Raw genomic sequence first — 25,511 nt, 5'->3', positions numbered from 1 at the left:
TATGATGATTTTTAGTTGCAGTTAGAAATTATCTTCTTCAAAGTTTTGTTCAAGATTTCCAGTTCCTCGGGGAGAATTCCGGCTAAGGCTGTTTTTCTGTTTTCGAGTACCAAATCGTGGACTTTTTCAATAATTCGTTTGCCTTCAACGGTAACTTTTAGGTTGGATTTCCTCCTGTCGTTTTGATTTACTTCGCGCTCGAGGTATTCTGATTTTACCAAAAGCTCGATTATTCTAGTAACAGAAGCATTGTCTTTGAATACTTTTTCGCCAATTTCTTGTTGCGAAATACCCGGATTTTCCAAAATTGCTTTTATGATGAGCCATTGGTCGATAGTAATCTTATAGCCGTTATCCCGAAGTCTTTTTTGAGCAAAAATTCTATATGTTCGAATCGCTTTGTCCATAGTATAGAAGGTGATGTCTTTTAATTTTTCCATTTGGGTCTGATTTTGAGTCAAATATATATATGATTAATCAATAATTGATATATCAAATAAATATTTAACATTTTATTTGTGATTGTAAGTAGCTTATTTTTTGGCTGTTGGAGAAATGGCGCGCCTTAGAGGATTTCTTCGCAACTAAAAACTTCTTTCAAACGAACTCCTTTTTCTGTGTTTTCAACCGTGATGATTTGGTTGTGAGCATCGTGTTCTAAGAATAAATAATAGTTGTTTTCGGCAGCTTCCATTAAAAATTTGGCTTTTTCAGGCAATGTCAGTAGCGGGCGAGTGTCATAGCCCATTACATACGGCAGTGGAAGATGTCCTGCTGTTGGCAAAAGATCGGCCATAAAACAGATGGTCTTGTCTTTGTGTTGGACTTTTGGAATCATCATCTTTTCCGTATGTCCGTCGGCAAAGAAAATGTCAAACCCGAGTTCTGAATTTTTAAGCAGGTCGCCTTCCGGTCTTTTGATAAATTCCAGCTGTCCGCTTTCTTGCATCGGAATAATATTTTCAGTCAAAAAAGAGGCTTTTTCCCTCGGATTTGGCTTCGTTGCCCATTCCCAATGATTGTCGTTTGTCCAGAATTTAGCATTTTTAAAAGCCACTTCATATCCAGTTTTGTCCTTATTCCACTGAACGCTTCCGCCGCAATGGTCAAAATGTAGGTGCGTCATGAATACGTCAGTGATATCATCGCGATGAAAGCCATACTTGGCCAACGACTTGTCTATGGAATGATTGCCCCAAAGCGAATAATATCCGAAAAATTTTTCTGATTGTTTGTCGCCCATTCCGGTATCGATTAAAATTAGGCGGCTTCCCTCTTCAATTAAAAGACATCGTGCGGCGATATCGATCAAATTGTTTTCGTCTGCAGGATTAGTTTTGTTCCATATTGTCTTTGGTATTACGCCAAACATGGCACCGCCGTCCAATTTAAAATTACCTGCTTCGATCGGATATAATTTCATTTTTATTAGGGTATAAATAGTTAAAACTGCTTTTTGTTCGCAAATTACTAAAATTCATTTGCTTTTAATTCTCAGAAATAAACTTTTTCTATAGGAACATAGTTATAAAAGTGTTAGCGATTATGGAAAAAACTAAATATGACGTATCTTTGCAAATTAATTAGACTAAATTTAAATCACCATGATAAAGGTATCTGATACAGCAAGTAAAAAAATCGTCGATATGATGAATGATGACGGCTTTGATGCTGCCAAAGATTACGTTCGAGTGGGCGTAAAAAGCGGTGGATGTTCTGGCTTGTCATATGAATTAAAATTTGACAAAGAAATAGGAGAAAACGATAAGGTTTTTGAAGATAATAATGTGAAAATTGCCGTTGAAAAGAAATCATTCTTGTATCTAGCAGGAACAATTCTTGAGTTTTCAGGAGGCTTGAACGGAAAAGGATTTGTTTTCAATAATCCAAATGCAAGCAGGACTTGCGGTTGCGGAGAGAGTTTCTCTTTATAATACTAACCCTTTCAGGGTTTTAAACCCTGAAAGGGTTGAAACTTAAAAGAATTTATGAGCAAATACACAGAAGACGATTTAAAAATCGAGCTTGAAAATAAAGAGTATGAATACGGATTTTATACTGATATAGAATCCGATACATTTCCTGTCGGCCTAAACGAAGACATTGTCCGTGCGATTTCTAAGAAAAAAGAAGAGCCGGAATGGATGACCGATTGGAGAATCGAGGCATTCAGGGCTTGGGAACAAATGGTGGAACCAGAATGGGCTAATGTTCATTATGAAAAGCCAAAGTTCCAAGACATTTCGTATTATTCTGCACCTTTGAAAAAAGCAAAATACGAAAGCCTTGATGAGGTAGATCCGGAGCTTTTGGAAACATTCAAGAAGCTTGGAATTTCTATCGATGAGCAAAAAATGCTTTCGGGCGTTGCGGTCGATATCGTAATGGATTCCGTTTCTGTAGCTACGACTTTCAAGAAAACGCTGGCAGAAAAAGGAATTATTTTCTGTTCGATTTCAGAAGCGATTAAAGAACATTCAGAATTAGTCCGAAAATATATCGGTTCTGTAGTGCCGCAAAAAGATAACTTCTATGCAGCGCTGAATTCGGCTGTTTTTTCAGACGGTTCGTTCTGTTATATTCCAAAAGGCGTTCGCTGCCCAATGGAACTTTCTACCTATTTCCGAATCAATCAAGCAGGAACTGGCCAGTTCGAAAGAACGTTGGTCATTGCCGATGAAGGAAGTTATGTTTCGTATTTGGAAGGCTGTACAGCGCCATCTCGTGATGAAAACCAATTGCATGCTGCAGTTGTGGAACTAATTGCTTTGGATGATGCCGAAATTAAATATTCAACCGTTCAAAACTGGTTTCCTGGAAACAAAGAAGGAAAAGGCGGGGTGTATAACTTTGTGACCAAAAGAGGCTTGTGCGAGAAAAACGCGAAGATTTCTTGGACACAAGTAGAAACGGGTTCTGCAGTAACGTGGAAATATCCTTCTTGTATTTTGAAAGGCGATAATTCAGTAGGAGAATTCTATTCGATTGCTGTAACCAATAATTATCAGCAAGCGGATACCGGAACTAAGATGATTCACTTGGGTAAAAATACCAAATCAACAATTATTTCTAAAGGAATTTCTGCCGGAAAATCACAAAACAGCTACCGCGGATTGGTGCAAATCAGTTCAAGAGCAGACAATGCGAGGAACTTTTCGCAATGCGACTCGCTGTTGATGGGAAATAATTGCGGAGCACATACTTTTCCATATATCGAATCAAAAAATCCATCGGCAAAAATAGAACACGAAGCAACGACAAGTAAAATTGGCGAAGACCAAGTTTTCTATTGCAACCAAAGAGGAATTCCGACAGAAAAAGCCATTGCGTTGATCGTAAATGGTTTCAGCAAAGAAGTCTTGAATAAACTTCCTATGGAATTTGCTGTTGAAGCACAAAAATTATTAGAAATTTCTCTTGAAGGTTCCGTAGGCTAATCTTTAAAGACTTTATAAAAACACAAAAACAACAATGTTAAGTATAAAAAATTTACACGCTGGAATTGAAGACAAGGACATCCTGAAAGGAATCAACCTTGAAGTGAAAGCCGGCGAAGTTCATGCCATCATGGGACCTAACGGTTCTGGAAAAAGTACACTTTCTGCTGTAATTGCTGGAAACGAAAACTATGAAGTAACAGACGGTTCTGTCGAATTGGATGGGGAAGATCTAGCAGATCTAGCTCCAGAAGAAAGAGCTCATAAAGGTGTTTTCCTTTCGTTCCAATATCCGGTTGAGATTCCAGGAGTTTCGGTAACGAATTTTATGAAAACGGCGATCAACGAATCAAGGAAAGCAAAAGGTCAGGAAGAAATGCCGGCCAATGAAATGCTTAAGTTGATCCGTGAGAAATCAGAATTGTTAGAAATCGATCGTAAATTCTTATCGCGTTCGCTAAACGAAGGTTTTTCTGGTGGCGAGAAAAAAAGAAACGAAATCTTTCAAATGGCAATGCTGGAGCCGAAATTGGCAATTCTTGACGAAACCGATTCTGGTCTGGATATTGATGCCTTGAGAATTGTTGCCAATGGCGTGAATAAGCTGAAAAGTGAAAACAACGCAATCATTGTAATTACGCATTATCAAAGACTTTTGGATTATATCGTTCCTGATTTTGTACACGTTTTATACAACGGAAAAATCGTAAAATCAGGCGGAAAAGAACTGGCTTACGAACTAGAAGAAAAAGGATACGACTGGATTAAGGCAGAAAATTAATTCGTCGAAAGTTGTAAAGTCGCAAGTCATAAAGATTTTGCGCACATTAAATTATACGCCATACAGACATAGTGAAAAATGGGAAAATTTAATTCCTTTGAAGAGATTAATTCTTGGCAAAAGTCTAGAATTTTCAATAAGAAAGTTTATTTGATTACTGAAAATGAATCTTTTAAAAAAGATTTTGATTTAGCCAGACAAATTCGAAGAGCATCAGTTTCAATCTCATCAAATATTGCTGAAGGCTTCGAACGCAATACCGATAAGGAATTTATATATTTTCTTTATGTTGCTAAAGCATCTGCCGGAGAAGTTCGGTCTCAATTATATTTGGCACTCGATTTAAATTATATTACAAAACAAGATTTCGAAGAATTGCTTTTCGAAATAACTGAAATATCAAAACTCTTAAGCGGGTTTATTAAATATTTAAGTGGAAAGTTGTAAAGTTAAAAGTTGCAATTGAAGTAATAGACTGCTTTTTGACCTTTGACTTTTTGACTTTTGACTTTAAGACCAACAAACAATGGAATTAAAAGAAAAACTAATATCATCTTTTATGGCTTTTGAAGAACGCGTGGATGTCGATTCTGACTTGCACGATGTTCGTACAGAGGCGTTTAAGAATTTTGAAAATAAAGGTTTTCCAACCAAAAAGGAGGAAGCTTGGAAATATACGTCGTTGAACACTATTCTGAAAAATGATTTCAGCGTATTTCCTAAAAAGGAAAATGCGGTTGAATTTTCAGAAGTAAAAAAGTATTTCATTCATGAGATAGATACTTACAAAGTGGTTTTTGTGGATGGTGTGTTTAGTTCTTTCCTATCTTCTACGACCCATGACGGCTTGGATGTCTGCTTGATGTCATCGGCATTGACAAAGCCAAAATACAAGATGGTTATTGATGAATATTTCAACAAAGTAGCCAACAAAGAAGAGAGTCTGACTTCCTTGAATACTGCTTTTGCTTATGAAGGCGCGTATATCAACATTCCGAGAAGCAAAGTTGTAGAAAAGCCTATAGAAATTATTAATTTTTCTACAGGAACAGAAGCAGCGCTTTTGGTACAACCGAGAAACTTGATTATCGTAGGCGAGAATGCCCATGTTCAGATTATTGAAAGGCACCAAAGCTTGAATGACAATCCCGTTTTGACGAATTCGGTTACCGAAATTTTTGTCCAAAAAAGAGCCATTGTCGATTATTATAAGATCCAAAATGACAATCTTGAAGCTTCGTTGATTGACAATACTTACATAGCTCAGAAAGAGCAAAGCAACGCTTCTGTGCATACTTTTTCTTTTGGAGGTAATTTGACAAGAAACAACCTGAATTTTTACCACCAAGGCGAGCATATTGATTCTACGCTAAAAGGAATTACGATTATCGAAGGAAAACAGCATGTCGATCATTATACCTTGGTACAGCATGCGACTCCTAACTGCGAAAGCCATCAGAATTATAAAGGAATTTTCGATGACAAATCTACTGGAGTTTTCAATGGAAAGATTTATGTAGAGAAAGAAGCACAAAAAACGGATGCTTTCCAGCAGAATAACAATATCCTTTTGAGCGACAAAGCGTCGATCAATGCCAAGCCACAGTTGGAAATTTTTGCAGATGATGTGAAATGTTCTCACGGCTGCACGATCGGACAGCTAGACGAAAAGGCTATGTTTTATATGCAGTCTCGAGGGATTCCGCAAAAGGAAGCCAAGGCACTGTTGATGTATGCCTTCTCAAACGAGGTGATTGAAAGCATCAAGATTCCGGCTATGAAGGCAAGAATCACTAAGATCATTGCGATGAAATTAGGCGTAAATATGGGATTTGATTTATAAGATCAGTCAAAATATAAAAAAAGGTTCAAAGTATTTCTTTGAACCTTTTTTTATTTAGTTTAGGATGTAATCAATTATCGTCCTTTCACTGGTTTCGCCATTCGTGGACTGGTATTCTCGTATCGGTCCAACATCTTTGGCAAACCAATACTCCTGGTCAGCAACCGTCAGTTGATTGGCTATTGTGACTTCAATTTTAAGTTTGATTTTCAGGACATCTGTGTAGGTTTCGCCATTTAGAGTTACGGTTGGCGCTTTTTCTAACATGGTTCCTGTGTATTTGACTTTAGCCGTAAGAGAAGCCGTTTGTCCGTTTACATTATAGGTAACTTTTGGAGAAACCGTTCCGCTCCATGTTGCGTTAGGCTGTAGATCATCTTTAAACATCGGGACTTCATAGCCCTCCATACTAATTACTATTCCATCTTGATTGATGGTTGCATCAGCGACTTTTTGAAAATAGGTGGCGCCTTTTTTCGTAACCCAATTCTCGACACCAAATGTACTGTCTGAAGCGTCATAAAGTTTATAATAGGTCGTTCCGTTAAATACATCGGTACCTGTTATTTTTAGCTCAGAGCTAGTGCCGTTATCGTCAAAAACCCAAGTGTTGTTTACGGCCATCGGCCAGTAATTTCCTGTAGATACGCCGTTTGATTCTCCGCTGTCATCACTGCTGCAAGAAGCAAGCATCAGGGAGACAAACAAGATGGCTAGAACAATTTTCTTCATGTTTTTTACATTTAGTTTTTACGAAGTTATAATTTTTAAGGATAAATAGTAATGATGAAGATACAATCATTTTTTGAAACTGCCTAAGATTCCTTTTAGCATGGCATTAAAATCAAAGGCTTCGTCTTCGGTCAGGCCAAAACGCACGATGACCATATCCATCGACGGAATGATGAAAATCTTCTGTCCCTGGAAGCCGCTGGCATAATACATGTCTTTTGGCGCATCAGGATATCTGCCTCCGGCATTCAGCCAAAAATGACCGCCATAGCGTCCTTCGGAAGTTTTGGTAGGAATTGTAACATATGCCGCCCAGCTTTTATCAAATAGCTGTTCGCCGTTCCAGTTTCCGTTTCTGAGGTATAATAGTCCAAATTTTCCCCAATCTCGAGTAGTTGCCCATGCGTAGGAGGAGCCTACATAGTTGCCGGCCATGTCGGTTTCTACTAACATGGAGTGCATGCCTATCTTATCAATCAATGCCGAATACCAGAAGTCTAGATATTCTTGGTGGGTCTTGAATTGGCTTCTTAAAATTCCGGATAAGAGATTGGTAGTTCCTGACGAATAATTCCAACTTTGATTCGGTATTCCGACTAGCGGCTTTTCTCTTTGTATTTGGGCCATGTCTTCGGCTTCGAAAAGCATTTTGGTAGCATCACAAATCTTGTCGTATTTCTCTTCCCATTCTAAGCCAGAGTTCATGTGAAGCAGGTCGTTGATCGTAATCTTGGAACGTTCGTCGTTTTTCCATTCGGCAATAGGAGCCGGACTGTTGATGTTGATTTTTCCTTGCTTCTGGAGGATGCCGAAATAGGTCGCTGTCAGGCTCTTGGTCATAGACCATCCTAGAATCTTGGAGTTTTTATCAAATCCAGTATCATATTTTTCGGCAATCAATCGGTCTTTGTATAGGATCAAAAGCGAGCGGGTGCGTTTGCTTTTTTCGCCTTTTTTATCGAAAGCATTGGCTATTGCTTTTTCTAATTTAGTATAGTCGATGGATGTAAAGGCCGTATCTTTTGGCTCGTTATCGCCATAAGGATAGGGCAGATTGGATTTCGTCGTATTTCTTTTTGGGACGTCATAGGGCTTAGAATTATCAAAAGCATCATTAATCAGGGTCACTCCCAAGCCTTCCCGGTAAATGGCTTTTCGTTCTTTTAGGCCATAAACGGACGATGTGGCGTAGCCTTCTTTTTCAAATACTTTGTTTTTTGCCAGCCTGACCATATCGATATCGTTATCTCCAGCGGTGATCATTTCTTGGGAGCGATGGTCAATAAAAAATCCAGAGGCCATGCTTTTTGCAGAGAACCCCGAAATCAGATCCAGCTTTGGATAATTAGTGCAGGCGGCATATCCAATCAGTGCTAGTAATATACAGCCAATTATTTTTAATTTTTTTTTCATGTTAGCCTTAGATTTTGGTAAATTTAAAAGAATGTCATTAGTAAATCAATAAAAAATAATAAGACTTTACATTTTTATTTAGAATTAGTAAAAATAATTTGCATAAACCGGAAGAGGTTGCTAGATTTGCAATTTAGAATTAATCTAAAGATGAATAGTAATGCAAATTAATACAAAGGCTTATCTTTCCTTATCACTTTTTCTTTCTTTAACGGCTTTTTCTCAGGAAAAACTTCAAGATACTACAAAAACCAGCCAGCTGGAAGAAGTGGTCGTTACGGGTCAGTTTGAGCCTCAATCCCTAAAAAAATCGGTTCATAATGTTAGGGTCATCTCTAGAGAAGACATCAAGCGCCTTGCTGCTAACAATCTTGGCGATGTCTTGAACCAATATCTTAATATTTCTATCAGAACCAGCGGAAGCGACGGACGTTCTACGGTTTCGATGTTCGGTCTTGACTCTCAATATTTTAAAATATTGGTGGATAATGTTCCTTTGGTCAGCGATACTGGGCTTGGAACTAATATTGACTTGACACAGGTCAATCTTGACGATATTGAGCAGATCGAAATTATCGAAGGTTCTATGGGCGTTACGCACGGAGCAAATGCCGTGACGGGAATCTTGAACATCATCACGAAGAAGAATTCAAAATATAAATGGGAGATTACGGCTTCTGCGCAAGAAGAAACGGTATCGGACGAGTTTGCTTTTTTTGACAAAGGAAGGCATATCCAAAATGCCAAGATTTCGCATAGTTTTAATGAGAATTGGTTTGCTACAATAGGGGGAAGCCGCAATGATTTTGCTGGATTCTTTGACAAACAAGAAGGTAAAGATTATATGCAAAATGACGGAAAGCGCGGTTACAGCTGGCTTCCGAAAGAGCAATTGGTCGGTAATGGATTAATTGGTTATACCAAGAATGATTTCAGGATTTTCTACAAATTCGATTATTTCGGAGAGAATGTGGATTATTACAATCCGGTCGTGATTCCGATTGATAATTATCCTTTTCCGGATACTCATTTTTCTAACGATAGAAGGTATATCTCAAACCGATACTACCATCACTTGAATTCGTACGGAAAATTGTTTTCCCAGTTAAATTATAATGTTTCGGTGTCGCACCAGAAACAGTCCCGCGATATTGAGAAATTCAATTATCAATTAGAGAGCGAGAACGAAACAGACAATGCCAGAGAGACGTATCAATCCAAAGAGGTGATTTACTCGACTGGTGCGTTGAGTAATTTCTTTAAAGATAAAAGCGTTGACTTGCAGTTGGGCTACGAAGCGGTGAATGAAAGAGGTTTTTATGATGCGACTGCGGGGATTTTCAAAGACGACAACCAACAGGTTAAGGATATCCGAAAAAGACTGGAGAATTACGATATTTTCACGGCTGCAGAAATCCGCTTTACAGAAAAATTCTCTGTCCGTCCAGGATTGCGTTATTCGATTCAATCTAAGTTTGAAGACCAATATGCAAGTTCTTTGGGCTTGAGGTATCTTTTCTCCCATGGTATCGAGGCTAGGGGATCTTTAGGAAAATCCTACAGGACTCCGAACTTTGATGAGCTTTATACGTATTTTGTTGATTCAAATCATGATCTTCAAGGGAATGAGAACTTGATTCCGGAGACCAGTTCTTCGTATGAGGTGAGCGTCAAGAAAGCGACTTATTTTGATTCGGGTGCCCAGCTTTCTAACAATCTTGCGGTTACGTATATGGATGTTGATGACAGAATCAGCTTGATTCTTACTCAGGTTGTTCCTTTCCAGAGCTACAAATACATGAACATCGATAAATATAAGATGTGGAATATTTCTTCGACGCACCAGTTTGCTTATAAGAACTGGAATGCAAAAGTAGGATTGGCCTTGGTGGGTATTTCGCAAAAAATAGACTTGGCGGCTTTGAATCTTACTTCGGATGATAAATTCTTGTATTCTTTGCAAGTGAATTCTAACGTATCGTATAATGTTCCGAAATGGAATACTTTGTTTTCAATCTATTACAAATTCAACGGAAAGCAGCAGCAATACATCTCTTCGACCGATGTTAATAATAATGCTGAATTTATCTTGTCTGAGCTAGAGTCTTATGGCTGGATGGATGCTTCGATCCGCAAATCGTTCTTCAAAAACCAATTTGAAGTGACTGTCGGTGCCAGAAATCTTTTAGATATTACCAGCGTTCAGCTTACGCAGGGAACTACTGGTGTGCATGTGTCAGGGTCTGACCTTCTTTTGGGGTATGGAAGATCGTATTTCCTTAAACTTACGTATAATCTCAATTTTAATTAATCTATAAATAACATGAAAAAAAATCTAATTTTTATTCTTTCACTGGTAGTACTTGCTTTTTCAGCTTGTAACAGCGATGACGATAACGGTGGTTCATCTAGCACTTCGGTTGCTTTTGGCGTGCCTTCTTTAAATTTGACTGAGGCAACAACGCCTGTACAAATTGTTTTCTCTGCGCCTACTACAACTGCCGGTTCGTTGAACATTTCGTTCGCTACTACTGCTGTAACGTATGGTACAGATTTTACTACAGCTCCTGCTGCAACAGGAACTACCCTGACAATTCCTTACGCTGCTAACGTGAGCTCTGTTTCTTTCAACTTTAACAAATTGACGAATGCGGCTCCGACCGATGTGAAAAATGTAAAATTCACGATTACTGACGCGACTAATGCTTCTGTTTCTTCTAACAATAAAATCCAAGTTAACTTTAACGAGGCAGCTTCTTTAGGACAAGCTTTGGCTGCACAAGTTGGCGGTCCTAACCAGCCTAACCAAGTGTATATCGACTTGAGCAGCGGCGGTAACGCTACAGCGCTAAGAACTTCTTGGGATCTTGGTTTTTACGGAGGTTCTGATTTTAGAGTTGTAATCAACGGTTCGTTGAAAATGGCTGCTAAACAATTAGAAACAACTAATATTGATGAGGTTCAGGTTGCTGACGAGTCTATGATCATCTCTCAAGGACAAGGCGTGGCTTCGCAAATCGACCACCCAGCTGGACTTATCACTCAAACAGCTATCGCTGCAATTTCTGCTAATGATGCTGATAACAAAGTATATTTGATCAACATGGGAAGCAATCCGTCTGAAACAGCGCCTTCAATAGGTTCTGAAGGTTCAGCTTCTGGTACTTCAAGAGGATGGAAAAAAGTAAGAATCCTTAAAAGCGGCAACGACTACAAAATCCAATATGCTGATATCGATGCTACGACTCACGAAGAAAAAATCATCTCTAAAAATTCTGCTTTCAACTTTACCTTCTTTAGCTTGACTTCTAAAAATGTAGTAAATGTAGAGCCACAGAAAAACCAATGGGATCTTAACTTCACGACTTTTACCAACCTAGTTGGTCCTACGACTCCTTACTACTATCCAGATTTCGTTGTAACCAACTTAAAAGGCGGTGCAAGATCGTACCAAGTATTGAATACAGAAACATTGAACTACGATACGTTCACGCTTGCTAATGTAGTAAACGCAAGCTTTACAGAAGACCAAAGAAACATTGGTTCTAACTGGAGAAGCACAAGTACTACAGGTCCTGGTGGATTGCCAGTTTCGGCATTCGTTTTGAAAACAGACCGTTTCTTTGTTATCAAAGATCCAGCTGGAAATATCTATAAATTGAAATTTACTGGTGGTGCTAATGCAGGAGGAGAAAGAGGATATCCTACTTTCCAATATGCATTGCTGCAATAATCTCAGGTTTTATTGTTTATTCTTAAAACGGGCCCTACGGCCCGTTTTTTTTTGCTTTGCACTAAAATATGTATGCCGAGCAGAATTGAAATAAATAGAGGCCTGCTAAATGCGTTTAAGGTCATAAAAAAAGCCTGCCGGACCAATCGGACCGGCAGGCTTGCATCAAATATATTAAAACTAAGTACCTACAAAGCGGCAACCAGTTCTTTCCATTCTTTTAGTTCTGGAATGCCTGGTTTTCTTTTTCCGAAGAACTGAACGATGATTTCGCCCATTTCATTGAATACTTCGATAGCGGTAACTTCGCCATCTTCTGTCGGTTTTCTTACGATCCAAGTTTGTGCGATTTTCGACATGTCAAGGTGCATGTTGAAATCTGGGTCCATTACGTTGAACCAGTCGCCATGCCACATTGTTTTTCTTACTAATCCAGTGTGGATTTGGATGTTTCCTCTGTTTCCAGTGAATACCATGATCGGCAGCTTGCTTTCGGCAGCGCCTTCTAGCATTTTTACGATTACGTCTTTTTCTACTTTCTTGGCAAAGTTTTCGTTTGGAGCCAAACGAAGGGCTTGTGTTCTTGTCACTCCGAATTTGCGAAGCATTCCGAAGAATTCGTGAGTATCTTTTAGGGTTTCCCAAGCGGTTTGGAAACCAGCTACATCAATATCAGCATCTGCTTTTTCGTCAATGTTCAACGGCACTTCAATCGTTGTTTCTGCTGTTGACTGGTCTTCTGATTTGTATTTTTCAACCAAAGCATCGAAAGCGGCCTCGTTGCTGTCTTTTGTCAAGTAGATCTTGTGGATTGCCAAGCCGTCTTTTCCGAAGAACTGAAGGCTTTTTCTGTCTCCGTGCTCTGATTTCTCGGCTACGGCAAAAGCTTTTGCCCAGTGGCCTAAAAAGATACGCAAATCGATATCTTCGCCTACAAACAGTCCTGCATGCGGAGAGCTGAAGTCAGGATTTAGGTAGATTCCTTTTCTTTCGTGTACGCACTCTTCGTTGCGTGTCAAGGCCATTACTTTTCCTAGTGTTTCTACTTCGGTAAGGATAGCCGAAAATTCCGGACGAAGCCTAGTTACGGTTTCTCCTACTTGGGTAGCTACTAATTCTGCTTCGCTTACGCCTAGTTTTTCAGCGGCATTGCGGATTCTTAAATGTGGGTTTTCGGCTTTTAGCTTTTCCCATTGCGACTTCAGGTTGTTTGTTAGTGTATCCATCTGTGTAAATATTATGTTCCAAAAATTATTAAAGGGTTCTGATTTACCGGGTTCAGGCAAATCGTGCAAGGAAAGTTATAGACCTTGCTTATGATTTCTTTTGTAAAGACCTTTTCTGGCTTGTCGTGGCTCACGATCTTTCCTTTTTTGAGTAGGAGGACTTGGTCTGCAAATTGTGCTGCCAGGTTGAGGTCGTGGAGTACGACAATAGCCGTATTGCCTAATTCTGTAAAGTTTTTAAGGGTATGGAGTATCCTGTGCTGGTGCAGGATGTCTAAGTTGTTTAAGGGCTCGTCCATAAAAACGAGTTTGTGGGCGATGTCGTTTTCGAGCTGCGCCAATACTCTGGCCAGGTGCACGCGCTGTCTTTCGCCTCCCGAAAGGGTGTTGTAGTCTCTGTCTTTCATAGCAACGACATCGGTTTCTGCCATTGATTTCATCACGGCGTCGATGTCGGACTGCTGCGGCACGGAGTTAAAATAAGGGTAGCGTCCCATCATGACAACATCGTTTACGGTAAGCGGAATGTCGTTGCTGTTCTGCTGCGAGAATTTTGCCTTGTGCTGCGGCAGTATTTTCTGGTCCCATTCTTCAAATGTTTTCTTTTTGAAGTAAATAGGTTCTTCGCTTTGTCCCATTTCATTGGCCAACATGCTCAAGAGCGTTGATTTGCCGGCTCCGTTTGGCCCGACAATTACAAGCAATTCGCCGTAATTAACAGACACGTCGATGTTTTCCAGAATGGAGAATTTTTTGTGCGAATACGATATCTTGCAGGCTTCTAGCATATTACATCGATTTTTTGTTTCGAATTAAAATAGCAATAAAAATAGGCGCTCCCATAAACGCTGTCAGGATTCCGATCGGAATCTCTGATGGCGGTACAATGGTTCTGCTTATGGTGTCTGCCGTGAGCAACAGGATGCTTCCAAAGATTGCCGACATGGGCAGGATGATATGGTAATTCGATTTAAATAGTAATCTTAAAATATAAGGAACAATCAGGCCGATAAAGCCGATGTTTCCTGAAAAAGCGACACAGGTTCCGACCAGCAAAGCGGTCAAAACGACTATTTTCTTTTTTATTTTTTCTACCGGAACACCCAAATGCTGTGCGTCTCTTTCGCCAAGCATCATCGCATTCAGCGCTTTTCCTTTGGTAATCAGGAACGAAAAGGCGATGAGGATGATGGCCGCTAGAATAGCGTTTTTTGTCCAAGTCGCGCCTCCAAGGCTTCCTAAGTTCCAGAAGGTCAAGTCTCTCAATTGTTCTTCTTTAGAAAGGTAGATCAAGAATCCTGTGGTTGCAAAACTGATGGCTGTGATGGCTACTCCTGAAAGCAGCATTACGACCACATTGGTTTTTCCGTTAGAAGTCGAAATTCGGTATACGATTGTCATGGTCAGCAAGGCTCCTAGAAAGGCGGCAATACTCAGCATCGAAAAGTGAAAAACTTCTGGAATATAGGGCTTGAAATGGCTTCCTAAAACAATGGAAACGGCGGCAAAAAGCATCGCTCCTGAGGTAATACCGATCAGGTCGGGCGAGGCTAGAGGGTTTTTAAACATGCCTTGAAGGCAGGTTCCTGAAACCGCCAAGGCGCTTCCGACAAGAATTGACATCACGATTCGCGGCAACCTTAATTCCAGCAAGACGTATTTGTCGCTGTCCGGAATAGAGCTGTCATTGTTAAAAATAGCTTGAAAAATGGCAAAGAACGAGTGTTTTTCGAATTCGTAAACTCCCATATATAAAGCCCCGGCTGCTAAAACGAGTAACAACACTAGGCTTAAAAAAATATATAACGGTAACTTATTTTGCATTATGGTCATTTCATCCCTTCGGGATTTTAGGAATTTTTCTTGCTGATTGTCCGTGAGACAACCAGCAAGCTAAACCCTTTTGGGATTTGTTATTTTGTGGCTTTGATCAACTCGGCGTTTAATGCCGCGGCACCTTCGCCAACACGCGGGCCAAAACCTGAAATCAGGGCACCGTCTAAAGCAATAATTTTTTTGTTTTTTCCTGCGTTTGTCTTGTCAACGCCTTGGATTTTAAGCAATCCGTCAACACCGCCAAGGCTTTCTAATCCGGAAGTAAACAGCAAGATTACATCAGGATTTCCTTTGATTAGTGATTCTGGAGTCAATGGCTTGAAGTCTTCAAACTCAGTAACTGCATTTTGACCGCCCGCCAAAGCAATCGTTTTTTCTACTGGCGTGTTTTTTCCAGATACCATTAGGGTTCCGGCGCCACGTGCATAGATGAACAATACTTTTGGGGCTTTTGCGATTGGCTGTACGTTAGCCAAATCAGCATCAATTTTATCGGTCAACGCTTTGAAGTCGGTTGTTTTTAGAATTCCGGCTACTTCAGCGATTAGTTTTTTTGTTCCTTCTGGAGTGAATTCTTGTTTTAAGATATGGGCTTCAATACCAGCATTTTTGATTTTTTCTGCCAGTTCTGGACTCATGTCTTTTTCTGTACCGATGATTACTGTAGGTTTCAAGGCAATGATCGATTCAATCGTGATCGAGCGAACGTGGCCCAAATCGGCTGCAGTGGTTTTGATTGTTTCTGGATAGGTTGAAGTGACATCAACTCCTACTATTTCTTTTTCGTGACCTAAAGCGGCAACGATTTCGGTTACGGCGCCGTTTAACGAAACAATTTTGTGGGCTTTGGTTTTTTCAGCCGGAGCTTCTTCCTTTTTAGCTTCTTCTTTTTTACAAGAAACTACTGCTAATGAAACGATTGCAAGAACAAGAACGCTTATTTTTTTCATCTGTAACTGTGTTTGTTATTTTAAATAAATCTAAATAACCGCAAAACTATAACTATTTTTGTAGTCGTGAAAGTAAAAAATCTTAAAAGTTTCCTTAAATTAATGTAGCGCTTTATTTTGACGGTACTCGGAATGTCTTGTTTTTCTATTGCTGTAAAGAATAGGACGACGGCTTTCTAAATTACGTCTCCAACGATACTGTTTTTGATCTTGCCGAGATATGGGCTGACATGGACTCACCATGGACTATCTATGGAGTATCTATGGAGTAACCATGGAGTAACTATAGAGTAACTAAGGTAAAATAGGCCGGTTTTTTACTTGAACTGCGGCGAAGTTTTAATTCTATCTTAATTCTTACCGTATTACATAAACATACCGTAAATTTGCATCTATTTCCAAATATAACATGTTAGATATCCAATCCATTCGAGCCGAATTCCCGATACTTTCTCAGAAAGTGAACGGCAAGCCGTTGGTTTATTTCGATAATGCGGCGACTTCCCAAAAGCCTAAAGTAGTCTTAGAGGCGATTGCTTCTTATTATGAAGAAATCAATGCGAACATCCATCGCGGCGTGCACAAGCTGAGCCAATTGGCGACTGATGCGTATGAGGCTTCGCGCGGCAAAATCCAGCGCCATATCAATGCGGCTCATAGCCATGAGGTGCTTTTTACGTCGGGAACGACGCATGGCATCAATCTGGTTGCTAATGGGTTTGCTTCGCTCTTGAAACCAGGAGATGAGGTGATGGTTTCGGCTTTGGAGCATCATTCGAATATTGTTCCGTGGCAGATGCTGTGCGAAAGGACGGGCGCTCAACTGACGGTTATCCCGATGAACGAAAAGGGCGAACTGGTCATGGAAGGGTTTGACCGACTGCTTTCGGAAAAGACAAAAGTGATTGCGGTCAACCATATTTCGAATGCGTTGGGAACCATTAATCCGATAGAAGAAATTATAGCGAAAGCGCACCGTTTTGGAGCGGCAGTCTTGATCGACGGGGCACAGTCTGCGGCTCATATGAAGCCGGACGTGCAGGCACTGGATTGCGACTTTTATGTCTTTTCGGGCCATAAGATATGCGGGCCTACGGGCACGGGTATCTTGTACGGAAAAGAGGCGTGGCTCAACAAGCTGCCTCCGTATCAGGGCGGCGGCGAGATGATCAAGGAGGTGACTTTTGAAAAGACGACGTATGCGGAACTGCCACATAAATTTGAGGCGGGAACGCCCAATATTGCCGGCGGAATTGTCTTGGGTACGGCTATCGATTATCTGAACTCGATTGGTTTTGAAACGATTGCGGCCTATGAGAACGAGCTTTTGGAGTACGGCACGCGCAGGTTGCTGGAAATTGAAGGCGTGAAGATTTACGGGACTTCGGAGCATAAGACTTCGGTGATTTCGTTTAATGTGGAGGGCATCCATCCGTTTGATATCGGTACGATTGTTGACAAGCTAGGAATAGCGGTGCGTACAGGACATCACTGTGCACAGCCGATCATGCGCTTTTTTGATATTCCGGGAACGATTCGTGCTTCTTTTGCATTTTACAATACGAAGGAAGAAATCGATGCGCTGGTCGAGGCGGTCAAAAAGGCAAAAACAATGTTATCCTAAAATTATAAAGCTATGAAACTATTATCTGCATTTGTATTGGTTCTGGTTCTCGCAAAGGGCTGCAACAGCTCGGAATTGCGAAAGGAAAGCGAAAACATTTCTTTTGAATATGAGGCTACGACCCGAGGGAACTATGCTAAAATTATCGCCAAGCAGGACACGATCTTTACCATCAAGGGAAGGAAAGGGGAAGCTGTGGAGAAAAAGCTGTCGCGAAGCGATTGGAACGAGATGCTGGATTTATTGGCAAAGATTGACAAGAATAACATCCAAAACTTAAAAGCGCCTACTGAAAAAAGGTTTTATGACGGCGCCATGATTGCGAGCTTGACCGTGATCCACGGCAAGGATACGTATAAGAGCACTTCGTTTGACCATGGAACGCCTCCTAAAGAAATTGAAAAGCTGGTGGGGAAAATCATAGCGGCTTCGGATATGCAAAAAGAAGATTAAAATTATGACGATTCAAGAAATACAAGACGAAATAAAGGACGAATTCTCGATGTTTGACGACGAGAATTGGGACGAGCGTTACCAATACGTGATCGATCTGGGCAAGACGCTTCCGATGATCGATGACCAATACAAAACAGAAGACAATATCATCAAGGGCTGCCAGTCGAAAGTGTGGCTGCACGGCGAAAAGCAGGACGACAAGATCGTCTTTACGGCCGACAGCGATGCGATCTTGACAAAAGGCATTATCGCGATCTTGATCCGGACTTTTTCTAATCAGAAGGCTTCGGATATCTTGGAAGCGGATACGAAGTTTATTGATGAAATCGGACTAAAGGAGCATTTGTCGCCAACGCGGGCCAACGGGCTGGTGTCGATGATCAAGCAGATCAAGATGTATGCGCTGGCTTTTCAGTCGGGTTCCTAGCTAAAGGAATGACAGAATTGGGCAAAGCCATCAAATAAAAGGAGTTACATTCGAATAACAAAACAAGTACAACAATCATGGAACACGAAATAGATACGAACCAATTGGGCGAGGATATTGTAAAAATACTGAAGACGATTTATGATCCTGAAATTCCGGTAGACATTTATGAGCTGGGGCTTATTTATGATGTCATGGTGAATACGGATTATGAGGTAAAAATATTAATGACGCTAACGTCGCCTAACTGTCCTGTGGCCGAAAGCCTTCCGAGAGAGGTGGAAGAAAAAGTCAACAAGATCGAGAACGTGAAAGCTACTGAGGTAGAAATCACTTTTGATCCGCCTTGGAGCAAGGATTTGATGAGCGAAGAAGCGAAATTGGAATTGGGAATGCTTTAGTAGGTTATAGTTGATAGTGGGTAGTTGATAGTTTTTGTGATTGTATAGTATTGACTGTCTACTCTCAACTCTCAACTGTTCACTATCTACCGCCAACTACCCACTATTAACTATCAATTATCAACTATCTCAATGGACGGAGAAATTATAAATAAGGTTGCGAACAGCGCGCTGGAAGTGTTTGACCTAGAGGATTATTATCCGAAAGGGCAGCGGACAGAGCTGGATATTTCGCAATGGCTTTTAGAGGGCTTTCTGTTGCGGGAGAAGGATTTCCGCGAGTATTTGAAAAACCACGACTGGGCCCAGTATCAGGATCAGTATGTGGCGGTATTCTGCAGTACGGATGCGATCGTTCCGGCTTGGGCTACTATATTGGTGACGGTGTATCTTTCGCCGTTTGCAAAAAGGGTGGCTTACGGCCGACTGGAGGATCTGGAGACTTCACTGTATGAAGCAATTCTTCCCACTCTGGATTATTCAAAATACGAAGGGAAACCGGTCATCATCAAGGGCTGTTCCAGAAAGCCGGTACCGATGGGAGCTTATCTTTTGGCCGCCCAAAAGTTACAGCCTTTTGCGCGAAGCATTATGTATGGCGAGGCGTGTTCTGCCGTGCCTTTGTATAAGAAAAAGTAACTTTTTTAGTACTTTTTCGGGTTTAAAAAGGGGTATTTAATATCTTTGTGTAAAACCCAACACGATGATAAAGAAACTCACCTTACTGTTGCTTTGCTTGTTCGGAATGACTCAGGCAAAAGCGCAAGAGCCATCGGCTACACCTGCCGATACTGTAAAGACTTGGCAAACCAAAGGGAATGCGTCGCTTCTTTTTAACCAATCTACCTTCGACAACTGGCTTGCAGGAGGGGAGAACAACATCTCCGGAACCATAGGGGTCAATTATGACTTTAACTACAAGAAAGATGATATTACTTGGGATAACAAGGTCATTGCTTCGTATGGTATCGTGAAAACGCGTACGAGTTCTTTTGCGAAAAAGACCGACGACCGTCTGGAACTGAACTCTTTGCTTGGTAAAAAATTCAAGCCGGACAGCCGCTGGTATTATTCAGCTTTCTTGAACTTTAAGACGCAGTTTACCAAAGGGTATGAGTATGGCAAAGATGCCAATGGTGTCGAAATCAGGACAGAGTATACGAACTTCTTATCGCCAGCGTATCTGACTTTTGGTCCTGGTATTCTTTGGAAAAGGGATGATAACTTGAAATTCAACTTTGCTCCTGCTACTTCTAAAATTACGTTTGTAGACAAAAACTTTACGTTGCCTGATGAAGCGTATTTTGGCGTAAAAGAAGGCAAGTCGCTGCGCTATGAGCTGGGTGCTTATGCTTCGGCCTATTATAAGTTAGACATCATGGCCAACGTGACGTTCGAGAACATCTTGAGCTTGTATTCGAATTATCTGGAGGATCCTCAAAATGTGGATCTGGACTACCAGCTGAATATCGTGATGAAAATCAACAAATATCTTTCTACCAACTTGTCGTTCCAGACGATTTATGACGACAATGCCTTCCAAGGATTCCAGATCAGGCAGGTATTCGGGGTAGGAGCGAACTACGGATTCTAGATTACATACTATTATAAAAGAAAAAGCCTTCACTATTGAAGGCTTTTTTTATGTCTGGCTTATTCGCCGTCGGTATTTTTATCTTCCGGAGCTTCCTTATAGTCAGGATACAGGAATTTGTTGTACGGGAAGCGCGTGATGTGTATTTCGCGTACGGCTTCGTATACTTTTTCGCGGAATTCCTCGAAGTTTTCTTTGTTGACTGCCGCGATAAACAGCGCTTTGTCTTCTCCCATACGCGACATCCAAGTGGCTTTCCATTCTTCTAGGGTATAGTGTTTGGTCGTCTTTTCCGTAATCAGATCGTCTTCGTCGATGGTCAGGTGCTTGTAGGCATCGATCTTGTTAAAGACCATGATGGTCGGCTTGTCGGCACTCTTGATGTCGGCCAAGATCTGGTTTACGGAAGCAATATGTTCTTCAAAATCAGGGTGCGAGATGTCTACGACGTGCAGCAACAAATCAGCTTCGCGTACTTCGTCAAGCGTACTCTTGAACGATTCGACCAGCTGGGTCGGCAATTTTCGGATAAATCCAACGGTATCAGACAACAGGAACGGCAGGTTTTTGATGACTACCTTTCGTACCGTGGTATCCAATGTCGCAAACAGCTTGTTTTCTACAAAGACTTCGCTTTTGCTGATGACGTTCATCAGCGTTGACTTGCCTACGTTGGTATAGCCGACCAAAGCTACGCGCACCATGGCGCCGCGGTTGCTTCTTTGTACCGACATCTGCTTGTCGATGACCTTGATCTTGTCTTTTAGCAAGGCTATACGGTCACGGACGATACGCCTATCGGTCTCGATTTCTGTCTCTCCAGGACCGCGCATCCCGATACCTCCTTTTTGGCGTTCCAAGTGGGTCCACATTCCCGACAGCCTTGGCAATAGGTACTGGCATTGTGCCAATTCTACCTGCGTGCGGGCATAGGAAGTTTCGGCCCTTTGGGCAAAAATGTCCAAGATAAGGTTCGTACGGTCCAGAACCTTGCAGTCCAGTATCTTGGTGATGTTCTTTTGTTGCGATGGCGTAAGCTCGTCGTCAAAAATAACGGTATTGATGGCGTGTTCTTTGACATAATGGTGGATTTCGTCCATTTTTCCCGTCCCTAAAAAGGTCTTTGGGTTCGGACGTTCCATCTTTTGGGAAAATCGTTTTACGACTTCGCCTCCGGCGGTATAGGTCAGGAACTCGAGCTCATCGAGGTATTCGTTGAGCTTTTCTTCATTTTGTTGCTGCGTTATAATCCCTACGACTACCGTCTTTTCAAACTTTATGGTTTCTTTTTCTAGCATAAGTGCAAAGATAAAAACAGTTTGCCTAAATATACGTCAGGCATTGGCATTATTTTTTTAACAGTACTTTCTGTACGCTGCCGCTGCTGCCTGCCATTTTCGCATAATAATAACCGCTCGGCAGTGCAGATAGGTCGATCTCATTTACGGTTTCGGGTAGGGTATTTTTTTGATATACGGCCTGGCCTAATGCATTGTATACGGCAATTGTTGTGAACTGGCCTTTGGATTCGGTCAGGTCGATCGTAAAGATACCGCTGCTTGGGTTTGGGTAGATGCGGATTCCGTCTGCTAACACCAGGCTGTTTTCAATTTCTGGTTCGGTATTCCATAACTGTAGTGTACCTCTGGCTTGTCCACCCGGAATTTCAGGGGTTATCCTAGTGATGTTGGTGGCAGAGATACCGTTGTAATGGCTAAAGATTCCTGAAACGATTACTTTTCCGTCGACTTGGCGGTTTAGGTCCATGACACTCGGCATAGGTGCTGGAATAGAAGTGTGTGTCGGACCGCTGCCCGAACTGAAAGAAGCATCGCGCGTTCCATTAGCATTTAATCGTGCTAATTTGGCATGGGTAAAGCCCTGCAATGTTGTAAATTCGCCGGCGATAATGAACTTACCGTCTGGTTCTATCACCACATCATTGATAACTCTGTTTGCGAGTGGAGGGGCAAACTGAAGATCCATGGCTCCATTGCTTTGCAATCTGGCCATGTTTTTTCTTACGTATTTTAAATAGGAGTTAAAGGCTCCCACGACGAGAATCTTACCATCAGACTGTAATACTACGTTCTGTATTGGTGCAATACAAGATGAGCAGTAATTCGTATCTCTATAATACTGTTGCCCCACTGTTGCCTTGACAAAATTTTCATCAAGCGATCCGTCTGTATTAAGCTGGAAAAGATTGACCTGTCCTCCCGGCTCCGTGCTATAATTTCCGGAAACAATTAGCTTGTCGTCAGTAGTTACATTTATGGTATGTATGGATCCAAAATTACCTAGTTCATAGGTATAAGGGTATACAAAAGACGTATCCAGAGAGCCATCGACATTAAGACGAATCATGTTTCGCACCGGCACGCCATTATAAGAACGGATAAAGCCACCACCCAATAGAATCTTTCCATCACTTTGTATGGCACAGGCCAACACTCTGTCATTAACTCCGATACCGACACCGCCTACATTAAAACTGGAATCGACGGTTCCGTCGGCATTTAGCCTAGCGATACCTTTTCCTGTTGAGGTTCCGTTGACAGAAGTAAAGGTTCCAACCACAATAATTTTATCGTTGGAGAGCACTTTAAAGTCATATGGCGGATCGGGTAAGGTTCCTAAAGCAGGAAAAGAAGTATCCTGCGTAAGGTCGGTATTCAATCGCATCAGGTGTTTGGCACTGACGTTGTTGTATTTGTTAAATATCCCGCCGATGATAATTTTTCCAGTACTCTGGAGTTCTGACTGATCTACTGTCTTGTTCGCACGGATGGCAAAAACAATTTCTGGCGTCGTAATCACAGGGTCGGCTACCGAGACGGTTACCGTAGCAGTGTCGCAAATGGACGGGCTTGATACCAAGCAGATACTGTACTGCAGGGTATAGGTATTAATGAGTGTAGCTGCCGGAATCCAAATCGTACCATCTGGATTTATCGAGGCTCCTGCAATACCGCCATTATTAGTAAGTGTTATGATCACATCCGCAGGATTGGTGGCAGTGCCATTGACCGTATCGTTAGAGAGTACTGATGGTGTTGTGTCTCCTGTCAAGTAGTTTATAGGCGTTCCTACAAAATTATTGTTTACAGCATCAATGGTCTGCGGGTTTACGGTTATGGAAACTGTAGCCGTGTCGCAGTTAGAAATGCTTGCTGTTTCACAGATTTGATAGACTAAAGAGTAATTTCCTATAGGTACAGTTGGAGCAACATTGACAGCGCCTGTTGCCGTGTTTAACGTAATGCCACTATGTGTCGCACTCACAAAAGACAGTGTAACATTTGATAAATTGGCTGGACCGCCGTTAAAGGTGTCATTAGTGAGTACATTGGCAATAGGTGTGCTTGAAAGTCCGCTTAAAGCTGTTCCGATATCGTCGTTGGCAATTATAGGTACTATCGGAGGACAACTAGTAGTAACCGAGACAAATATATTAGAATCAGTAGAAGTGCCATTGCCTAAATGAGGCCATGGAGTATTTCTTCCAGTTGCTACAAGTGTGTTATCTTGTTTAAGCCCAACAGAAAAATAAAATTCGCTGGAAATATTTTTCCAAGTGGTTCCTGGATTAATTTGAACGGGTGTGGTTCTGTCTACGTTGGTTCCATCTCCTAAAGTGCCATATGTATTATCTCCCCACGCATAGAGCAGGCCATTATTTTTAATAGCAAAAGTTGATTGACCACTACCAATAACCAATTTCCAATCGTTATCTGTTCCAATTCTTACGGGAGTACTTCTATTGATTAACGTCCCGTCTCCTAGTTGGCCATTATCATTAATGCCCCAAGACCAAAGTGATCCATCAGATTTAATAGCATGTGAATGTCTATAACCAGCGGAAATAGCTATCCAGTCAGAGTCTGTGCCAACCTTAACAGGACTATAATACGTGCCTGCACTTGCAGGAAGATTGCCCAATGCTCCGTAACTGTCTTGACCCCAAGCCCATAATGTTCCATCAGTTTTAAGTGCCAAAGAATATAATGTCCCTACTGAAACAGAAGCCCAATTGGTTTCGGTTCCTATTTGAATTGGGATGTTGCTAGCATTTGTTGTCCCATATCCTAATTGACCATATTCGTTTCCTCCTACTGAATCCCAGCTCCATAGAGTTCCATCTATCTTTATTGCTAACTGATGACTTTTAGCACTGATGGTTTTCCAATTGTTAGAATTCCCTAATTGTGTTGGAACTTGTAGAGTTGGCTGATCGTACCCAGGACGTGCTCCCCAGGCCCATAATGTTCCATCTGTTTTTATAGCGTAAGAATGTTGCCTTGCTGCACATATAAAGCTCCAATCTGTATTAGTGCCAATTTGAACAGGAATATTACTTGTTAGGTTAGATGTAGCGCCGCCTAACCGATAAGCGTCATTTGAGCCCCATCCCCATAATGTTCCATCCCCTTTCAGTGCAATAGTATGTTGACTTCCTGTTGAAATTGATTTCCAACATTGTGCGTCCACCTTACTCCAGCATAAAGCTAAAAGTAAAAAAAGTACTGTTTTTTTCATAAAGTCTAAATTGTTTTAAATGGTTAATAAAAAATGTAAACTGTTCCTTTGTAATATATAAGGTATTCTAAATGGTATTATGTATTTCCCTCAAGTTCTTATTGATACTTTTTGCTTTTTTCTAAGGCTTGCCTTATTATTTCCTGTTTTACGTCTAGCCGTATCTGACCCCTAAAAATCCCATTTTGATTGCCAAAAGGCCAATTGGAGTGCCCTATAACCTGTTTTATGCCAATGGATTGCAGGAATTTTAGGGCAAATTACGATTTATTGTCACATCTTTCATAAAAAATGTTAAAAAATGTATTTTTTGATAAAAGCACCTGTTTTTGGGCGATGGGTAGCGAGAAAACAGCAAAAAAAACCTGAAAATAAGAAGAAATGATGCGAATAAAAGAGGCGAGAAGCCCAAAAATTACGGTTTATCACAAAACAATTTAGTTAAATGTCATTTTTTTGTTATGATATTCTTAAAAATAGTTAAATTTGAAGTTCTTAAATTTTTATCAAAATATATTA

General features: G+C 41.0%; 23 protein-coding genes. 13 read left to right on the top strand and 10 right to left on the bottom strand.

The annotated features are described in order from the left end of the window. Positions 1–11 precede the first annotated feature (11 nt). Complete coding sequence (locus OLM56_RS03510; RefSeq protein WP_264528339.1) at positions 12–440, bottom strand: MarR family winged helix-turn-helix transcriptional regulator; 429 nt, start codon at positions 438–440, stop codon at positions 12–14. Positions 441–565: 125 nt separating this feature from the next. Next, on the bottom strand, positions 566–1,423 hold the full coding sequence (locus OLM56_RS03505) for an MBL fold metallo-hydrolase (RefSeq protein ID WP_264528338.1): 858 nt from the start codon (positions 1,421–1,423) through the stop codon (positions 566–568). A gap of 181 nt (positions 1,424–1,604) precedes the next feature. On the opposite strand from OLM56_RS03505, the gene OLM56_RS03500 reads away from it, so the two are divergent. The 5 genes from OLM56_RS03500 (at position 1,605) to sufD (ending at position 6,061) form a co-directional block, all read left to right on the top strand. Then, positions 1,605–1,934, top strand: a complete 330-nt coding sequence (locus OLM56_RS03500; protein ID WP_121375660.1) for a HesB/IscA family protein — start codon at positions 1,605–1,607, stop codon at positions 1,932–1,934. Between the two features lie 54 nt (positions 1,935–1,988). Next, positions 1,989–3,437 carry a Fe-S cluster assembly protein SufB gene (gene sufB, locus OLM56_RS03495; RefSeq protein WP_121375659.1) on the top strand — a complete coding sequence of 483 codons (1,449 nt, stop codon included), beginning with the start codon at positions 1,989–1,991 and terminating at the stop codon, positions 3,435–3,437. A gap of 34 nt (positions 3,438–3,471) precedes the next feature. Next, a complete protein-coding gene (gene sufC / locus OLM56_RS03490) occupies positions 3,472–4,218 on the top strand; it encodes a Fe-S cluster assembly ATPase SufC (protein ID WP_121375658.1) in 747 nt (248 codons plus the stop codon). Positions 4,219–4,296: 78 nt separating this feature from the next. Next, positions 4,297–4,665 (top strand): four helix bundle protein, encoded by a 369-nt coding sequence (locus tag OLM56_RS03485; RefSeq protein ID WP_182493085.1) that lies wholly within the window; start codon positions 4,297–4,299, stop codon positions 4,663–4,665. Between the two features lie 79 nt (positions 4,666–4,744). Continuing rightward, positions 4,745–6,061, top strand: a complete 1,317-nt coding sequence (sufD, locus tag OLM56_RS03480) for a Fe-S cluster assembly protein SufD (protein ID WP_121375657.1) — start codon at positions 4,745–4,747, stop codon at positions 6,059–6,061. Positions 6,062–6,115: 54 nt separating this feature from the next. Here sufD and OLM56_RS03475 read toward each other — a convergent pair whose 3' ends face one another. Then, entirely contained in the window at positions 6,116–6,793 is a 678-nt protein-coding gene (locus OLM56_RS03475; RefSeq protein WP_121375656.1) for a hypothetical protein, read from the bottom strand. 66 nt (positions 6,794–6,859) lie between these two features. Then, a complete protein-coding gene (locus tag OLM56_RS03470; RefSeq protein ID WP_264528337.1) occupies positions 6,860–8,206 on the bottom strand; it encodes a serine hydrolase domain-containing protein in 1,347 nt (448 codons plus the stop codon). 160 nt (positions 8,207–8,366) lie between these two features. Here OLM56_RS03470 and OLM56_RS03465 point away from each other — a divergent pair, with 160 nt between their 5' ends. After that, positions 8,367–10,517: a TonB-dependent receptor plug domain-containing protein gene (locus OLM56_RS03465; protein WP_182493082.1), complete on the top strand. Its 2,151-nt coding sequence runs from the start codon at positions 8,367–8,369 to the stop codon at positions 10,515–10,517. A gap of 12 nt (positions 10,518–10,529) precedes the next feature. After that, the gene (locus OLM56_RS03460; RefSeq protein ID WP_264528336.1) at positions 10,530–11,939 is read left to right on the top strand and encodes an HmuY family protein; all 1,410 of its coding nucleotides are present in this window, start codon (positions 10,530–10,532) and stop codon (positions 11,937–11,939) included. A 188-nt stretch (positions 11,940–12,127) separates the two neighbouring features. Here OLM56_RS03460 and OLM56_RS03455 read toward each other — a convergent pair whose 3' ends face one another. The 4 genes from OLM56_RS03455 to OLM56_RS03440 form a co-directional block, all read right to left on the bottom strand. Beyond that, positions 12,128–13,165 (bottom strand): hemin-degrading factor, encoded by a 1,038-nt coding sequence (locus OLM56_RS03455; protein ID WP_264528335.1) that lies wholly within the window; start codon positions 13,163–13,165, stop codon positions 12,128–12,130. Between the two features lie 11 nt (positions 13,166–13,176). Next, positions 13,177–13,953, bottom strand: coding sequence for a heme ABC transporter ATP-binding protein (locus tag OLM56_RS03450; protein ID WP_121375651.1), 777 nt, complete (start codon positions 13,951–13,953; stop codon positions 13,177–13,179). Position 13,954: 1 nt separating this feature from the next. Continuing rightward, positions 13,955–14,989: a FecCD family ABC transporter permease gene (locus tag OLM56_RS03445; RefSeq protein ID WP_121376253.1), complete on the bottom strand. Its 1,035-nt coding sequence runs from the start codon at positions 14,987–14,989 to the stop codon at positions 13,955–13,957. Positions 14,990–15,078: 89 nt separating this feature from the next. Beyond that, the gene (locus OLM56_RS03440; RefSeq protein ID WP_264528334.1) at positions 15,079–15,951 is read right to left on the bottom strand and encodes a heme/hemin ABC transporter substrate-binding protein; all 873 of its coding nucleotides are present in this window, start codon (positions 15,949–15,951) and stop codon (positions 15,079–15,081) included. Positions 15,952–16,360: 409 nt separating this feature from the next. On the opposite strand from OLM56_RS03440, the gene OLM56_RS03435 reads away from it, so the two are divergent. From OLM56_RS03435 to OLM56_RS03410, 6 genes are all read left to right on the top strand, one after another. After that, a complete protein-coding gene (locus tag OLM56_RS03435; RefSeq protein ID WP_264528333.1) occupies positions 16,361–17,575 on the top strand; it encodes an aminotransferase class V-fold PLP-dependent enzyme in 1,215 nt (404 codons plus the stop codon). A 12-nt stretch (positions 17,576–17,587) separates the two neighbouring features. Further along, positions 17,588–18,028, top strand: a complete 441-nt coding sequence (locus OLM56_RS03430; RefSeq protein ID WP_264528332.1) for a hypothetical protein — start codon at positions 17,588–17,590, stop codon at positions 18,026–18,028. 4 nt (positions 18,029–18,032) lie between these two features. Continuing rightward, positions 18,033–18,458 (top strand): SufE family protein, encoded by a 426-nt coding sequence (locus OLM56_RS03425; RefSeq protein ID WP_121375647.1) that lies wholly within the window; start codon positions 18,033–18,035, stop codon positions 18,456–18,458. A 77-nt stretch (positions 18,459–18,535) separates the two neighbouring features. Next, positions 18,536–18,859, top strand: a complete 324-nt coding sequence (locus tag OLM56_RS03420) for an SUF system Fe-S cluster assembly protein (RefSeq protein WP_121375646.1) — start codon at positions 18,536–18,538, stop codon at positions 18,857–18,859. Positions 18,860–18,991: 132 nt separating this feature from the next. Further along, positions 18,992–19,498, top strand: a complete 507-nt coding sequence (locus OLM56_RS03415; RefSeq protein ID WP_264528331.1) for a DUF2480 family protein — start codon at positions 18,992–18,994, stop codon at positions 19,496–19,498. 67 nt (positions 19,499–19,565) lie between these two features. Continuing rightward, positions 19,566–20,453: a DUF3078 domain-containing protein gene (locus OLM56_RS03410; RefSeq protein ID WP_245982509.1), complete on the top strand. Its 888-nt coding sequence runs from the start codon at positions 19,566–19,568 to the stop codon at positions 20,451–20,453. Positions 20,454–20,512: 59 nt separating this feature from the next. Here the strand turns inward: OLM56_RS03410 and hflX are convergent, their stop codons facing one another. Further along, positions 20,513–21,751, bottom strand: coding sequence for a GTPase HflX (gene hflX / locus OLM56_RS03405; protein ID WP_264528330.1), 1,239 nt, complete (start codon positions 21,749–21,751; stop codon positions 20,513–20,515). Positions 21,752–21,800: 49 nt separating this feature from the next. Next, positions 21,801–24,992, bottom strand: a complete 3,192-nt coding sequence (locus OLM56_RS03400) for a T9SS type A sorting domain-containing protein (RefSeq protein ID WP_264528329.1) — start codon at positions 24,990–24,992, stop codon at positions 21,801–21,803. Positions 24,993–25,511: the final 519 nt, after the last annotated feature.

Origin of the sequence: Flavobacterium sp. N2550 (genome assembly GCF_025947265.1) — a bacterium.
GTDB classification, from domain to species: Bacteria; Bacteroidota; Bacteroidia; order Flavobacteriales; family Flavobacteriaceae; genus Flavobacterium; species Flavobacterium endophyticum.
The sequence above is the reverse complement of the archived record's forward strand: the minus strand, read 5'-3'. Positions and strand labels throughout refer to the sequence as shown.

What these genes read in the sequence shown, in the direction of transcription:
- sufC (WP_121375658.1), top strand. Translation starts at nt 3,472, where the DNA reads ATGTTAAGTATAAAAAATTTACACGCTGGAATTGAAGACAAGGACATC.
- OLM56_RS03420 (WP_121375646.1), top strand. Translation starts at nt 18,536, where the DNA reads ATGGAACACGAAATAGATACGAACCAATTGGGCGAGGATATTGTAAAA.
- OLM56_RS03455 (WP_264528335.1), bottom strand. Translation starts at nt 13,165, where the DNA reads ATGGATACACTAACAAACAACCTGAAGTCGCAATGGGAAAAGCTAAAA.
- sufD (WP_121375657.1), top strand. Translation starts at nt 4,745, where the DNA reads ATGGAATTAAAAGAAAAACTAATATCATCTTTTATGGCTTTTGAAGAA.
- OLM56_RS03505 (WP_264528338.1), bottom strand. Translation starts at nt 1,423, where the DNA reads ATGAAATTATATCCGATCGAAGCAGGTAATTTTAAATTGGACGGCGGT.
- OLM56_RS03430 (WP_264528332.1), top strand. Translation starts at nt 17,588, where the DNA reads ATGAAACTATTATCTGCATTTGTATTGGTTCTGGTTCTCGCAAAGGGC.
- OLM56_RS03485 (WP_182493085.1), top strand. Translation starts at nt 4,297, where the DNA reads ATGGGAAAATTTAATTCCTTTGAAGAGATTAATTCTTGGCAAAAGTCT.
- OLM56_RS03460 (WP_264528336.1), top strand. Translation starts at nt 10,530, where the DNA reads ATGAAAAAAAATCTAATTTTTATTCTTTCACTGGTAGTACTTGCTTTT.
- OLM56_RS03500 (WP_121375660.1), top strand. Translation starts at nt 1,605, where the DNA reads ATGATAAAGGTATCTGATACAGCAAGTAAAAAAATCGTCGATATGATG.
- sufB (WP_121375659.1), top strand. Translation starts at nt 1,989, where the DNA reads ATGAGCAAATACACAGAAGACGATTTAAAAATCGAGCTTGAAAATAAA.
- OLM56_RS03510 (WP_264528339.1), bottom strand. Translation starts at nt 440, where the DNA reads ATGGAAAAATTAAAAGACATCACCTTCTATACTATGGACAAAGCGATT.
- hflX (WP_264528330.1), bottom strand. Translation starts at nt 21,751, where the DNA reads ATGCTAGAAAAAGAAACCATAAAGTTTGAAAAGACGGTAGTCGTAGGG.
- OLM56_RS03450 (WP_121375651.1), bottom strand. Translation starts at nt 13,953, where the DNA reads ATGCTAGAAGCCTGCAAGATATCGTATTCGCACAAAAAATTCTCCATT.
- OLM56_RS03400 (WP_264528329.1), bottom strand. Translation starts at nt 24,992, where the DNA reads ATGAAAAAAACAGTACTTTTTTTACTTTTAGCTTTATGCTGGAGTAAG.
- OLM56_RS03415 (WP_264528331.1), top strand. Translation starts at nt 18,992, where the DNA reads ATGGACGGAGAAATTATAAATAAGGTTGCGAACAGCGCGCTGGAAGTG.
- OLM56_RS03475 (WP_121375656.1), bottom strand. Translation starts at nt 6,793, where the DNA reads ATGAAGAAAATTGTTCTAGCCATCTTGTTTGTCTCCCTGATGCTTGCT.
- OLM56_RS03445 (WP_121376253.1), bottom strand. Translation starts at nt 14,989, where the DNA reads ATGCAAAATAAGTTACCGTTATATATTTTTTTAAGCCTAGTGTTGTTA.
- OLM56_RS03440 (WP_264528334.1), bottom strand. Translation starts at nt 15,951, where the DNA reads ATGAAAAAAATAAGCGTTCTTGTTCTTGCAATCGTTTCATTAGCAGTA.
- OLM56_RS03435 (WP_264528333.1), top strand. Translation starts at nt 16,361, where the DNA reads ATGTTAGATATCCAATCCATTCGAGCCGAATTCCCGATACTTTCTCAG.
- OLM56_RS03465 (WP_182493082.1), top strand. Translation starts at nt 8,367, where the DNA reads ATGCAAATTAATACAAAGGCTTATCTTTCCTTATCACTTTTTCTTTCT.
- OLM56_RS03425 (WP_121375647.1), top strand. Translation starts at nt 18,033, where the DNA reads ATGACGATTCAAGAAATACAAGACGAAATAAAGGACGAATTCTCGATG.
- OLM56_RS03470 (WP_264528337.1), bottom strand. Translation starts at nt 8,206, where the DNA reads ATGAAAAAAAAATTAAAAATAATTGGCTGTATATTACTAGCACTGATT.